The 13,706-nt window shown below is 60.1% G+C and carries 11 protein-coding genes; 7 read left to right on the top strand and 4 right to left on the bottom strand.

The features are described from left to right. Window positions 1-56: 56 nt before the first annotated feature. Window positions 57-1,544 carry a helicase HerA-like domain-containing protein gene (locus ACZ3HH_RS07855; RefSeq protein ID WP_123719540.1) on the top strand — a complete coding sequence of 496 codons (1,488 nt, stop codon included), beginning with the start codon at window positions 57-59 and terminating at the stop codon, window positions 1,542-1,544. 146 nt (window positions 1,545-1,690) lie between these two features. On the opposite strand, the gene ACZ3HH_RS07850 is transcribed toward ACZ3HH_RS07855, so the two are convergent. Next, a complete protein-coding gene (locus tag ACZ3HH_RS07850; RefSeq protein WP_007906612.1) occupies window positions 1,691-2,146 on the bottom strand; it encodes a DUF721 domain-containing protein in 456 nt (151 codons plus the stop codon). Between the two features lie 307 nt (window positions 2,147-2,453). Here ACZ3HH_RS07850 and secA point away from each other — a divergent pair, with 307 nt between their 5' ends. The 4 genes from secA to ACZ3HH_RS07830 all read left to right on the top strand — a co-directional run bounded on the left by secA (window position 2,454) and on the right by ACZ3HH_RS07830 (window position 8,279). Further along, window positions 2,454-5,189 (top strand): preprotein translocase subunit SecA, encoded by a 2,736-nt coding sequence (gene secA / locus ACZ3HH_RS07845; protein ID WP_258616773.1) that lies wholly within the window; start codon window positions 2,454-2,456, stop codon window positions 5,187-5,189. Window positions 5,190-5,324: 135 nt separating this feature from the next. Continuing rightward, complete coding sequence (gene argJ / locus ACZ3HH_RS07840) at window positions 5,325-6,542, top strand: bifunctional glutamate N-acetyltransferase/amino-acid acetyltransferase ArgJ (protein WP_465803828.1); 1,218 nt, start codon at window positions 5,325-5,327, stop codon at window positions 6,540-6,542. Window positions 6,543-6,705: 163 nt separating this feature from the next. After that, window positions 6,706-7,338, top strand: a complete 633-nt coding sequence (locus ACZ3HH_RS07835) for a glutathione S-transferase family protein (RefSeq protein WP_465803826.1) — start codon at window positions 6,706-6,708, stop codon at window positions 7,336-7,338. Continuing rightward, the gene (locus ACZ3HH_RS07830) at window positions 7,335-8,279 is read left to right on the top strand and encodes a Nudix family hydrolase (RefSeq protein WP_465803825.1); all 945 of its coding nucleotides are present in this window, start codon (window positions 7,335-7,337) and stop codon (window positions 8,277-8,279) included. The genes ACZ3HH_RS07835 and ACZ3HH_RS07830 overlap by 4 nt, the downstream gene beginning before the upstream one ends. A gap of 134 nt (window positions 8,280-8,413) precedes the next feature. Here ACZ3HH_RS07830 and ACZ3HH_RS07825 read toward each other — a convergent pair whose 3' ends face one another. From ACZ3HH_RS07825 to ACZ3HH_RS07815, 3 genes are read right to left on the bottom strand one after another with little or no spacing between them, the layout of a single operon-like run. Next, on the bottom strand, window positions 8,414-8,995 hold the full coding sequence (locus tag ACZ3HH_RS07825) for a cob(I)yrinic acid a,c-diamide adenosyltransferase (RefSeq protein WP_465803824.1): 582 nt from the start codon (window positions 8,993-8,995) through the stop codon (window positions 8,414-8,416). A 2-nt stretch (window positions 8,996-8,997) separates the two neighbouring features. Next, on the bottom strand, window positions 8,998-11,034 hold the full coding sequence (locus ACZ3HH_RS07820) for a sensor histidine kinase (RefSeq protein WP_465803822.1): 2,037 nt from the start codon (window positions 11,032-11,034) through the stop codon (window positions 8,998-9,000). A gap of 45 nt (window positions 11,035-11,079) precedes the next feature. Continuing rightward, window positions 11,080-11,997 carry a putative 2-dehydropantoate 2-reductase gene (locus ACZ3HH_RS07815; RefSeq protein ID WP_465803820.1) on the bottom strand — a complete coding sequence of 306 codons (918 nt, stop codon included), beginning with the start codon at window positions 11,995-11,997 and terminating at the stop codon, window positions 11,080-11,082. A gap of 140 nt (window positions 11,998-12,137) precedes the next feature. Here ACZ3HH_RS07815 and ACZ3HH_RS07810 point away from each other — a divergent pair, with 140 nt between their 5' ends. Beyond that, a complete protein-coding gene (locus ACZ3HH_RS07810; RefSeq protein WP_007906601.1) occupies window positions 12,138-12,623 on the top strand; it encodes a YajQ family cyclic di-GMP-binding protein in 486 nt (161 codons plus the stop codon). A gap of 137 nt (window positions 12,624-12,760) precedes the next feature. Further along, on the top strand, window positions 12,761-13,603 hold the full coding sequence (locus ACZ3HH_RS07805) for a mechanosensitive ion channel family protein (RefSeq protein ID WP_367372680.1): 843 nt from the start codon (window positions 12,761-12,763) through the stop codon (window positions 13,601-13,603). Window positions 13,604-13,706: the final 103 nt, after the last annotated feature.

Here is a 13,706-nt window from a genome sequence, read left to right as displayed (position 1 = left end):
CTTTTCAGTCTTTTATATCGGCCATGAAGGATCAAAGATTAACCATGGGTGACAAAATGCCTGACTCATTGCAACTCGTTATCGGCGCCGATCTCGCGGGCCAGTCCATCGCCCAGGCCATGCGCCTGGCCAACCGTCACGGCCTGGTAGCGGGCGCTACCGGGACCGGTAAAACCGTCACCTTGCAGCGCCTGGCCGAAGCCTTCAGCGATGCTGGCGTGGCGGTGTTCGCGGCGGACATCAAAGGCGACCTGTGCGGCCTGGGCGCCGCCGGCAACCCTCAAGGCAAGGTCGCGGAGCGGATCGCCGGGATGCCCTGGCTGAACCATAAGCCTCAGGCGTATCCGGTTACCCTGTGGGACATTAACGGTCAGTCCGGTCATCCACTGCGCACAACCTTGAGCGAAATGGGCCCGTTGCTGCTCGGCAGCTTGCTGGAACTGACCGACAGTCAGCAGTCGGCACTCTATGCCGCGTTCAAGGTGGCCGACCGCGAAGGGCTGTTGCTGCTGGATTTGAAGGATCTGAAGGCGCTGCTCAATCATCTGCGCGATAACCCCGAATTGCTGGGGGATGACGCCGCGTTGATGACCACCGGTTCCAGCCAGGCCCTGTTGCGCCGTCTGGCGACGCTGGAGCAGCAGGGCGCCGAAGCGTTGTTCGGCGAACCGGCGCTGCAACTGGAAGACATGTTGCAACCGGCCGTGGATGGTCGCGGGCGCATTCACTTGCTCGATGCCAGCCGTCTGGTACACGAAGCGCCAAAGGTCTATGCGACGTTCCTGCTGTGGTTGCTGGCCGAACTGTTCGAGCAACTGCCGGAGCGTGGCGATGCCGAGAAACCGCTGCTGGCGCTGTTTTTCGACGAGGCGCACTTGTTGTTCGCCGGTACGCCCAAGGCATTGCAGGAGCGTCTGGAACAAGTGGTGCGACTGATTCGCTCGAAAGGCGTGGGGGTGTATTTCGTCACCCAATCGCCGGGCGACTTGCCGGATGATGTGCTGGCTCAGCTGGGCCTGCGTATTCAGCATGGTTTGCGTGCATTCACCGCCAAAGAGCAGAAATCCCTGCGCGCGGTGGCCGACGGCTTCCGGCCGAACCCGGCGTTCGATGCCTTGTCGGTATTGACGGAGCTGGGGATCGGCGAGGCGCTGGTCGGTACCTTGCAAGACAAGGGCACGCCGGGGATGGTCCAGCGTGTATTGGTTGCACCGCCGCAATCGCGGATCGGGCCGCTGACCGAGACCGAGCGCACCGTGCTGATCGCCGGTTCGCCGTTCAAGGGGCGTTACGACAAACCGGTCGATCGCGAATCGGCTTATGAAGTGCTGATGGGGCGCAAAGGCCTGGCGCCGGATCCCGAAGCAGCGCCGGGCAAACCTGCTCCTGAAGAGCCGAGTTTCACCGAACAGGCCGGGGAATTCCTCGGCACGGCGGCAGGCCAGGCGTTGAAATCAGCCATGCGACAGGCGGCAAATCAATTGGGCCGACAACTGGTACGCGGGTTGATGGGGTCATTGCTAGGTGGCAGCAAACGCCGCTGACAAGTGGGCAATCAAAATGTGGGGCTGGCTTGTGGCGAGGGAGCTTGCTCCCGTTGGACTGCGAAGCAGTCCCATTTTGGGGCCGCTTCGCAGCCCGGCGGGAGCAAGCTCCCTCGCCACAGGCCCGCTCCCACATTGGTTTTATGTCAGGTTTTGGGTTTGGCGTGCGCCGCCAGCCGTTCGAGGGCCGCCCGCAGGTTCGGGTCGGTAATCCCGTCAGCCGTCGCCTGAATGGTCGCCGCCGCATCAGTCGACAAATTTATCGTATGCCCCGCCGCCCCTTGCTGAACGGTAGGCGGTTGAACCTTGAACAGGATCCGCGTCAGGCTGGCGAACTCGTCGAACAGCTGTAACTGCCGTTGCAGACGCTTTTGCTGATAACGCAGGCGGGTGGCCCAGTGGCCGTCGGTGACAATCAGCAATAAACTGCCTTCGCGCCACGACGCCACATGGCAATGCTCGCGGGCAGCCGGCTGCAACTGACTTTCCACCAGACGTTGTAAATGACCCAGGCGTTGAGCGTGGCCAAAAATGGCTTTCAGCGGTTTGGCTTCGCGAAGCAGAACGGCGGGTGCTCTGGCCGTGAGAGGGCGAAATGCCATGATCGAACACCTGAAGTAACAGAGCGGCCATGGTAACAGAAAGCATCCGTTGCCCCCGACCCATTGCTTTGCGAGCGCTTTACCCATTAAATCAACGAGTAACTTGTACCCTCAATGGGTTGAAGTTCAGCAAAATGCCCTTATTTTAAGTGAGCCCCGTCACAGCGCAGTGCATGCATCGTGGAATAACGCCACTTTCCTCACCATCGTTTCCGGGTAGAATGCTCGTTCGCATGCGGCCATGAGGGCTGCACGGGCGACTCACGGGGCCGCCCTCCATCCCTTTAGTGTGGAAGATCCTGCCGATATGTTTGCGCCTTTGTTAAAGAAACTTTTTGGAAGCAAGAACGAGCGTGAAGTCAAACGCATGCTCAAGACGGTGCAGCTCGTCAATGCCTTCGAAGAGCAAATGGTAGCCCTTTCGGACGATCAATTGCGTGCCAAGACCGACGAGTTCAAGGCCCGCCTCGCCAAAGGGGAAACCCTCGACAAACTGCTGCCAGAAGCCTTTGCGGTCGCCCGCGAAGCCGGCAAGCGCGTCATGGGTATGCGCCACTTCGATGTCCAGCTGATCGGCGGCATGACCTTGCATGAAGGCATGATCGCGGAAATGCGTACCGGTGAAGGCAAGACCCTGGTGGCAACACTGGGCGTTTACCTCAACGCGCTGTCCGGCAAGGGCGTGCACGTTGTGACGGTGAACGACTACCTGGCCCGCCGTGACGCCAACTGGATGCGTCCGCTCTACGAATTCCTCGGCATGACGGTCGGCGTGGTCACCCCATTCCAGCCGCCGGAAGAGAAGCGCGCCGCTTACGCCGCCGACATCACCTACGGCACCAACAACGAATTCGGTTTCGACTACCTGCGCGACAACATGGCGTTCAGCATGGAAGAAAAATTCCAGCGCGAACTCAACTTTGCCGTGATCGACGAAGTCGACTCCATCCTCATCGACGAAGCCCGTACCCCGCTGATCATCTCCGGTCAGGCCGAGGACAGCTCCAAGCTGTACATCGAGATCAACAAACTGATCCCGCAGCTGGAATTGCACGTCGAAGAAGTCGAAGGCGAAGTCACCAAGGCTGGCCACTACACCGTCGACGAGAAGACCCGTCAGGTCGAACTCAACGAAGCCGGTCACCAGTTCATCGAAGACATGCTGACCCGCGTCGGCCTGCTGGCTGAAGGCGAGAGCCTGTATTCGGCGCATAACCTCGGTCTGCTGACCCACGTTTATGCCGGTCTGCGCGCGCACAAGCTATTCAACCGTAACGTCGAATACATCGTGCAGGACGGTCAGGTCGTGCTGGTCGACGAACACACCGGCCGTACCATGCCGGGTCGCCGTTTGTCCGAAGGCCTGCACCAGGCCATCGAAGCCAAGGAACACCTGAACATCCAGGCCGAGAGCCAGACCCTGGCGTCGACCACGTTCCAGAACTACTTCCGTCTGTACAACAAGCTGTCCGGCATGACCGGTACCGCGGACACCGAAGCGTTCGAGTTCCACCAGATCTACGGCCTGCAGGTCATGGTCATCCCGCCGAACAAGCCGTTGGCGCGTAAAGACTACAACGACTTGGTGTTCCTGACCGCCGAAGAGAAATACGCGGCGATCATCAACGACATCAAGGAGTGCATGACTCAGGGCCGTCCGGTGCTGGTGGGTACCGCCACCATCGAAACGTCCGAGCACATGTCCAGCCTGCTCGTGAAGGAAGGCATCGAACACAAGGTTCTGAACGCCAAGTTCCACGAAAAAGAAGCCGAAATCATTGCTCAGGCCGGTCGTCCGGGCGCACTGACCATCGCCACCAACATGGCCGGTCGTGGTACCGACATCCTGTTGGGCGGTAACTGGGAAGTGGAAGTGGCTTCGCTGGAAGACCCGACTCCTGAGCAGATTGCCCAGATCAAGGCCGACTGGCAGAAACGTCACCAGCAAGTGCTGGAGTCGGGCGGTTTGCAGGTGATCGCTTCCGAGCGTCACGAATCGCGCCGTATCGACAACCAGTTGCGCGGTCGTGCCGGTCGTCAGGGCGACGCCGGTTCCAGCCGTTTCTACCTGTCGCTGGAAGACAGCCTGATGCGCATCTTCGCCTCTGACCGGGTGAAGAATTTCATGAAGGCGCTGGGCATGCAGTCCGGTGAGGCGATCGAGCACCGCATGGTGACCAACGCCATCGAGAAGGCTCAGCGCAAGGTTGAAGGCCGTAACTTCGACATTCGTAAACAACTGCTTGAGTTCGACGACGTCAACAACGAACAACGTAAAGTGATCTATCACATGCGTAACAGTTTGTTGGCCGCCGACAACATTGGCGAAACCATCGCCGATTTCCGTCAGGACGTGCTCAACGCAACCGTCAGCGCGCACATTCCACCGCAATCGCTGCCAGAGCAGTGGGACGTGGCCGGTCTGGAAGCGGCGTTGCAGAGCGACTTCGGTGTGGCGTTGCCGATCCAGCAATGGCTGGACGAAGACGATCACCTCTACGAAGAGACCCTGCGCGAGAAGCTGATGAACGAGCTGATTGCCGCGTACAACGAGAAAGAAGACCAGGCCGGTGCCGAAGCGCTGCGCTCCTTCGAGAAGCAAATCGTTCTGCGTGTACTGGATGACCTGTGGAAAGACCACCTGTCGACCATGGATCACCTGCGTCACGGCATCCACTTGCGTGGTTATGCACAGAAGAACCCGAAGCAGGAGTACAAGCGCGAGTCCTTCACCTTGTTCTCCGAGTTGCTGGATTCGATCAAGCGCGACTCGATCCGCGTGCTGTCGCACGTTCAGGTTCGCCGCGAAGACCCGATCGAAGAAGAAGCTCGCCTGCGTCAGGAAGCCGAGGCACTGGCTGCGCGCATGCAGTTCCAGCACGACGAAGCACCTGGCCTGGAGCAACCGGAAGTGTTGGGTGAAGAGGTCGATGTAGCCCTCGCCACCGCACCGGTACGCAACGAGCAGAAGCTGGGCCGTAACGAGCTGTGCTACTGCGGTTCGGGCAAGAAGTACAAGCATTGCCACGGGCAGATCCAGTAAACCCGTTTCATACGCTGAAATACCCGCGCCGCGACCGGCTTATGCCGTCGCGGCGTTTTGCCATTTAAACCACCGCGCCACGTTAAAAGAACGGGGTAATGACGGTGCAGACACTACTTTTTAAGGAGCGCATTCATGGCTGTTGGTCTTGGTCCTTTGCCAACGTTGCACCCGGTTGCCGGTTTTGAACTCGGTATCGCCTCGGCCGGCATCAAGCGCCCGGGGCGCAAGGATGTCGTGGTCATGCGCTGTGCCGAAGGTTCCACAGTGGCGGGCGTGTTCACCCTGAACGCCTTTTGCGCCGCTCCCATTATCCTGGCCAAACAACGCGTGCAAGGCCCGGTACGTTACCTGCTGACCAACACCGGTAATGCCAACGCCGGCACCGGCGAGCCAGGCCTGGCAGCCGCCGAGCGCACGTGTGCCAAACTGGCTGAGCTGACCGGTGTCGATGCAAGCCTGGTGCTGCCGTACTCCACCGGTGTGATCGGCGAGCCGCTGCCGGTCGAAAAAATCGAAGGCGCGCTGCAAGCCGCCCTCGACGATCTGTCGGTGAATAACTGGGAAGCCGCCGCTACCGGCATCATGACCACTGACACCCTGCCAAAGGGTGCCAGCCGCCAGTTCCAGCATGACGGCGTGACCATCACCGTCACCGGCATCAGCAAAGGCGCGGGCATGATCCGCCCGAACATGGCGACCATGCTTGGCTACATCGCCACCGACGCCAAAGTCTCGCGTGACGTGCTGCAAAACTTGCTGCTGGACGGCGCCAACAAGTCGTTCAACCGCATCACCATCGACGGCGACACCTCGACCAACGACTGCTGCATGCTGATCGCCACCGGTCAGGCAGCACTGCCGGAAATCACCGAGGCCAGTGGCCCGCTGTTCGCTTTGCTGAAACAAGCGGTGTTCGAAGTCTGCATGGACGTGGCCCAGGCCATCGTGCGCGACGGTGAAGGCGCGACCAAATTCGTCACCGTGGAAGTCAACGGCGGCGGCAATCACCAGGAGTGCCTGGACGTCGGTTACACCGTGGCCCACTCGCCGCTGATCAAGACAGCACTGTTCGCCTCCGACCCGAACTGGGGTCGCATTCTGGCCGCCGTGGGCCGTGCCGGCGTACCGAACCTGGACGTGAGCAAGATCGACGTATTCCTCGGCGACGTGTGTATCGCCAGCCGTGGTGCTCGCTCTGCCACCTACACCGAAGCCCAGGGCGCGGCGGTGATGCAGCAGGAAGAAATCACCATCCGCATCGAGCTGGGTCGCGGTGATTGCAGCGAAACCATCTGGACGACTGACCTGTCCCACGAATACGTGAAGATCAACGCGGAGTACCGTACGTAAGACTACGTCGACCCTATCGCGGGCAAGCCCGCTCCCACATTGATCGAGTCAGCCACAAGATTGCCGGTTGACACTAAACCCTGTGGGAGCGGGCTTACCCGCGATGACGGACGAACAGACACTCGAGATCCTGGTCTATTCCCCTCATCAAAAGGTCCCGAACATGAGCCTCCACCTGATCATCGGCGACAAACTGCATTCCTCCTGGTCCCTGCGCGCCGCACTGGCCCTTGATTTGACGGGCGCGTCCTACACCGAAGAGCTGATCAAGCTGAACCAGCCGGACACTCGCGAGCGCCTGCTCAAGCATTCGCCGACCGGGAAAGTCCCGCTACTGAAAACCGAACACGGCACCGTCGCCGATTCCCTGGCGATTGCCGAATACCTGGCCGAACAATTTCCCGATGCCGGCCTGTGGCCCCAAGACACTGCCGCCCGTGCCCAGGCGCGTTCGGCGTGTGCGCAGATGCACAGCGGTTTTTTCGCCATGCGCAGCAATTTGCCGTTCGACCTGAGCCACGATGCGCCACTGTCGCCGACTCCGCCTGAGGTTCAGGCTGAAATCGAGCGCATGCTGGCGTTGTGGGCTGAATGTCGTGCCGTCGCGACTGAAACCGGCCCGTTCCTGTTTGGCGGTGCGACCCTGGCCGATGCGTTTTTTGCACCGATCGCCGTACGTCTGCGCACCTATCAGGTGAAGCTGCCCGAGGTCGATGCGGCCTATGTCGAAACCATCTACCAATGGCCAGCCTTCAAGGCCTGGCGGAAGGCGGGACTGGAGGAAATAGAGCGGTGAAACGAGTCCATGTAGCAGCCGCGGTTATCCGCGATAGCAACGGCAAAATCCTCATTGCCCGCCGTGCCGACACCCAGCATCAGGGCGGTTTGTGGGAGTTCCCCGGTGGCAAGGTCGAGGATGACGAATCCGTCGAGACGGCCCTGGCCCGCGAGCTTCACGAAGAGTTGGGCATTGTGGTCAACACCGCGCGGCCGATGATCAAGGTCCGCCACGATTACCCGGACAAGCAGGTGTTGCTGGATGTCTGGGAAGTCTCGGCGTTTACCGGCGAACCCCATGGCGCCGAAGGTCAGCCTTTGGCCTGGGTGACCGCGCGTGAACTGGTGGACTACGAGTTTCCGGCCGCCAACCAGCCGATCGTCGCCGCTGCACGCTTGCCCGGCGAATACTTGATCACCCCGGAGGGCCTGGAAACCCCGGCCTTGCTGCGCGGTATCCAGAAAGCCATCGCTGGCGGCATCAAGTTGATTCAATTGCGCGCGCCCAACGGCTACGACCCGCAATACCGCGATCTGGCGGTTGATGCGGCGGGGCTGTGTGCCGGCAAGGCGCAGTTGATGATCAAGGGGCCGTTTGAATGGCTGGGGGACTTCCCGTCCGCCGGTTGGCACATCACGTCGGCACAGTTGCGCAAGTACGCGGCAGCCGGGCGTCCGCTACCGGCGTCGCGCTGGTTGGCAGCGTCTTGCCACAACGCTGAGGAACTGGCGCTGGCCGAGCAGATGGGCGTGGACTTCGTGACCCTGTCGCCGGTGCAGCCGACGCAGACTCACCCGGATGCGCTGCCATTAGGTTGGGAGCAGGCTTCGAGCTTGATCGAGGGCTTCAGCAAGCCGGTGTTCTTGCTCGGTGGGGTGGGCCCGGCGGAGCGGCAGAAAGCCTGGGAAGCGGGAGCGCAGGGTGTGGCGGGGATTCGGGCGTTTTGGCCTGAAGCCTGATTCTGCGGTGTAGCTGCTGGCGCCATCGCGGGCAAGCCCGCTCCCACAGTGGTTCGTAGTGGACACAAATTTGTGTACGACGCTGATCCCTGTGGGAGCGGGCTTGCCCGCGATGGCGTCTTCGGACGCGCCGACTAAACTTTGGGTTTCGCTGCCGCTTGCCACAAAATCTCGGCAATCCCCTGGCGCTTGGCAATCAACCTTGCCGCCACAAACAACAAATCCGATAACCGATTGATATACGCCAGGCCAACCCCGGCCAGCGGCTCGATCGCATTCAACTGCTGACAGCGCCGCTCGGCACTGCGCGCCAGACAGCGGCATACGTGGGCCTGGGCAATCAGCGCCGAACCGCCGGGCAGAATGAAATTCTCCAGCGGCCCCAACTCTTCATTCCACACATCAATCGCCGCTTCCAGGCGCTCGACTTCTGCTGTGTTCAGTGCCTGATACACCGGCATCGCCAGTTCGCCACCCAAGTCGAACAACCGATGCTGACAAGGCGCCAACACCTCGATCACTTCGCTCAACCCTGGATACGCGTTACTTTCCGCAGCCAACCCGGCCAACAGCACACCCACCTGGCTATTCAGCGTATCGACTTCGCCAATGGCTTCGATTCGCGGATGGTCTTTGGGCACCCGGCGGCCATCGCCGAGCCCGGTTTCGCCTTTGTCGCCAGTGCGGGTGTAAATCTTCGACAAGCGAAAGCCCATGGTTACCTCGACAGCTGATTGAGTTCTTGAGAGACCACCGGCGTGCCGGACAGCGGCAGGCGCAAGGTGAAACAGGTACCTTGGCCCGGCGTCGATTGCACTTCCATCTGACCTTTGTGGTTGTTAGTGATGATGAAATACGAGACCGAGAGTCCAAGGCCGGTGCCCTGACCGATTTCCTTGGTGGTGAAGAACGGCTCGAACGTGCGTTTGCGCACGTTCTCGCTCATGCCGATGCCGTTGTCCTCGACCTGAATTTCCGCCCATGGAGGATTCAGTTTTGTACGCAGAATGATCCGCCCCGGTTCGCGGTCGTCCGGGCGCTGGTGAATGGCTTGCGCGGCGTTTTTCAGCAGGTTGAGCAGCACTTGTTCCAGTTCGTTGGCGGTGCCGGGCACCGGGCCCAGTGCCGGATCGAACTGCCGAATGATCGCTTGACCCTTGAAGTCGAAGCCGATGGCCAGGTCGAAGTCATTGCCGGCAATTTCCACCGCTTGATCGATCAACGCCGGCAAATCGCACGGGGCCATCTGCCGGGTACTGCGGCGGCTGAAGCTGAGCATGTGCGTCACGATTTTTGCCGCCCGGGCGCCGGCCTGTTGAATGCCATCGAGCAGCTTCGGGACTTCACGAGCTTGAAGGTACTGGTTGACCGTTTCCAGCTCGATGCCGAGTTGTTCGGCCTGTTCGAGGTTTTTCGGCAAGTCGGGTGACAGGCGTCGACGAATGTTCTGCACGTTGTGCAGGATTGCGCCCAGTGGATTATTGATTTCGTGGGCCATGCCGGCGGCGAGGCCGCCGACCGAGAGCATTTTTTCCGACTGCACCATCATTTCTTCCAGGGACAGACGCTGGGTGATGTCGTCGATCCGGATCACCACACCGCGCCCGGCACCGCCCATCAAAGGGTAGAACGTCAGGGCGTAATGCTTGGGTTCATCGTCCTTGAGCCAGGTAACGCGTTCGATCTTCGCCACCGTGTGCTGCTCGACGGTTTGCCTGAGTTGCGGCAGGAACGGCTTGAGCGGTTCGAAGGCGAGGAAGATCGGCTGGTTCAGGGCTTCATCGAGACGTGTGCCGGACAGGGCGCTGGCCTCCTGATTCCACTGGGTCACGTAGAGCTGCTCGTCGAGGGCGATCAGTGCCGACGGCATGGAATCGATGATGCTGTTGAGGTAGTTCTGGAAACCGGTGAGTTTTTTCTCGATCTTGCTGCGCACCTGAACTTCCAGTTCCAGCTTGCGGTTGGTGTGGCGGGTTTCTTCGGCCAGCCCCTGGGCCTGGTCGTAAGCAGCCTGGGAATCGTCGCGAGCGCGCTTGAGTTGCTGCTCCCGGGCCTCGATGCGCGAGAGCATGGTGTTGAACGCTTCGGCGAGGCTGCCGATTTCGTCGTGGTTGCCGCGAGAGGCGCGCAAGGCGTAGTTCTCTTCCCGGGTCACTTGCCGGGACAGCTCTTCGAGCTGATGGATCGGGCGGGTAATCAGGCGTTTGATCTGCCGGGCGATCACCAGCCATAACAGCACGCTGAAGATCAGAATCCCCAGGCTGGCGGTCAGGGTCCCGGTGTAGAACGCCATCGGCAATTCGCTGCTGGCCACCAGCAGCAGGTGGCCGGGCTCGGTGCCGGGGCGGGGCAGGGTGATTACTTGATTGCTGCGAAACTCCGTGGCTTGCCAGGCGTCGAGGTGCCGGAAGTGCTCCGGCAGGCTCAGCTTGTCTCCCTGCTGCAACTGCGCCAGACGCACACCTTTGCCGTCATAGAGCGCTGCCGCACGCAACGGTGTATAGCTATTGAGTTCGTTGAGCAGGCGCTCGGCGGTTTGCGGCGACTTCAAAGCGTCGGAGACCAGGCTCGGGTTGGACACCAGTCGGCCGATGGTCTGCAAGGCCTGGGGGGCCATGCTTTCCTGGGAGATGTAATACGCGGCGCTGATAAAGGTCAGGTTGGCGACCAGCAAAACGGTGGTCAACAGCACCAGCAGGGCGGCCAGCAATTTCTGGCCGACTGGAAGATTTTCAAGGCGCTGGCGCAATGGCATCAGGTTCATCGCTGAAAAGGAACAAGTGGCCAGCGTAGCCGCTGCTCAGTCGCTGGGCAATCCAAGGCTGTGCAGATGGGCGATCAAGCGCTGCTGCAATTGACTGAGGTGGGGCAGGTTCAACTGGTGCCGCGACGCGACTTTGCAGGCATGACCCAACAGGTAGCTGATTTCAGTGCGGCGCCGATTCGCGACGTCCTGGTACATCGAGGAGAAATTGGCGGCAGTGGCCTGGATCACCCGTTCGACTTCATCCTGGAGGTTTTGCGCCGCTGCCGGCTGGCCGCAGCGCTCCAGCAGTTCGGTGAGCTCGGCGCACAGGGTGGCGACTTCGCAATGATGTTGCTGCAAACCGCCGTTGCGGCATTCGTGCAGCACGGTCAGCGGGTTGATCGCACAATTGAGCGCCAGTTTTCGCCACAGCCTTGTGAGGATGTCCGTGCTCCACTCATGGGGAATGCCGGCGGCACTCAAGTCCTCCAGCCAGATCGGCGCCACCGGGTGGCCGGCATCTCCCAGCCAGGTGTAACCGTGGCCGGCGAACACCACGCGCCAGTCGCCGTCACGAAATGCACCTTCAGTGCTTGAGGCGAAGATGCAGCGCGCCTGAGGCACCTGCGCGGCAACCGCGTCCTGACTGCCGAGGCCGTTCTGCAACAGGATCAGTTCAGCGTCGGGTGTCAGACGATGGGCAAGCCTGGCCACGGCTTCCTCGGCGTCGTAGGCTTTGCAGGCCACTAACAGACGGCTGATGGGCTCGTCGCTGTCGGCTGTTTCGCCAGGCACCGGATACAGCTGCGCTTCACCGTGTTCGACGAGCGTCAAACCGCCCGCCGCCTGATAGGCCTGTAAGCGTGTCGCGTCCCGCACGATCAGCCTGACCGGCACGTCAGCCCGTGCCAGACGCGTGGCCCAAAGGGTGCCGAGACTGCCGGCGCCGAGGATATGCCAAGGGGTAGACATCAGCTTTTTGCTCGGTTTGACGCTGGCATGTGAGGCTCGCAGTATCGGTTGGAAAAGACCCGTTATAATGAGCCGGATTTTAACCGCAAGCCAAGCGCGCTCCATCATTATCGAGCGTGCCTTTTTATTGGAGAGATTACATGCCGTCGTTCGACGTGGTATCCGAACTGGACAAACACGAAGTCACCAACGCGGTCGAGAACGCCGTCAAGGAACTCGATCGTCGCTATGACCTGAAAGGCAAAGGCACCTTCGAGTTCAAGGAAAAGGACCTGACCGTCAACCTGACCGCGGAAGCCGATTTCCAGCTCGAAGCGATGATCGAGATCCTCAAGCTGGCCCTGGTCAAGCGCAAGATCGACGTGCAGTGCCTGGAAGTCAAGGATGCCTACGCGTCGGGCAAGTTGATGAAGCAGGAAGCGGTCCTCAAGGAAGGCATCGACAAAGAGCTGGCGAAGAAAATCGTCGCTCACGTCAAAGACGCCAAGCTCAAGGTCCAGGCCGCCATTCAGGGCGAGCAGGTGCGCATCACCGGCAAGAAGCGTGACGATTTGCAGGAAGCGATTGCCGCCCTGCGCGCCAAGACGTTCGACATGCCGCTGCAGTTCAACAACTTCCGCGACTGACTTTTCAAGCGGGAACCTCTTGGCGTTTTCGACGTCCGAGGCCCAAGCAACGGCAGAAACGATTGGGCCCTCACGGGTTTGGTCTTTCTGCCGCTCATTTTTTGCGTGCCGGGTAGCCGGAAATCAGGAGAAAAAAGATGGATTTGAATGCTGAAGTGGACAACCTGGTCAAGGCATCCCAAGCCTGGATTCCGATGATCATGGAATACGGCAGCCGCGTGCTGTTGGCGGTGATTACCCTGGCCGTTGGCTGGTGGCTGATCAACAAAGTTACGCAAAAGCTTGGCGGTCTGTTGGCACTGCGTAACGCTGACCTGGCATTGCAGGGCTTCATCAGCAGCCTGGCGAACATCATTTTAAAGGTTCTGCTGATCGTCAGCGTGGCGTCAATGATCGGTGTGGAAACCACCTCGTTCGTCGCGGCCATCGGTGCAGCCGGCCTGGCTATCGGTCTGGCGTTGCAGGGCAGTCTGGCGAACTTCGCCGGCGGCGTGCTGATTCTGTTGTTCCGCCCGTTCCGCATCGGTGACTGGATCGAAGCCCAAGGTGTTGCCGGTACTGTCGACAGCATTCAGATCTTCCACACCGTACTGCGTACCGGCGATAACAAAACCATCATCGTGCCTAACGGCAATCTGTCGAACGGCATCATCACCAATACCAATCGTCAAACGACACGCAAAGTAGTGTTTGATATCGGTGTGGATCACCATGCGGATCTGCAAAAGGCCCGTGAAGTGTTGCTGGAATTGGCCAAGGATGAACGCGTGCTGGCTGAGCCGGCACCGGAAGCAGTCATTTCTATGCTGGGCGAAAGCTCGATCACTGTTTCGCTGCGAGTCTGGGTCAAGACCGCTGATTACTGGAATGTGCTATTCATGTTTAACGAGCACGCCCGCGATCGTTTGAAGGCAGCCGGTATCGATATTCCGTTTCCGCAGCGGGTTATTCGAGTGGTCCAGGAATCGGCAACGGTGTAAGGATCGGTCTTTCAGTTCATGTTTGACCTTTCGGTCAGACTTGTTCTGCAAGAGGCCCGAACCGTTAAACACAATGCTGTAGCCAAAAAAAAGGCCCATCCGA

Source organism: Pseudomonas sp. PME37.24/025, from assembly GCF_055556615.1.
This window is presented reverse-complemented; position numbering and strand designations above follow the sequence as displayed.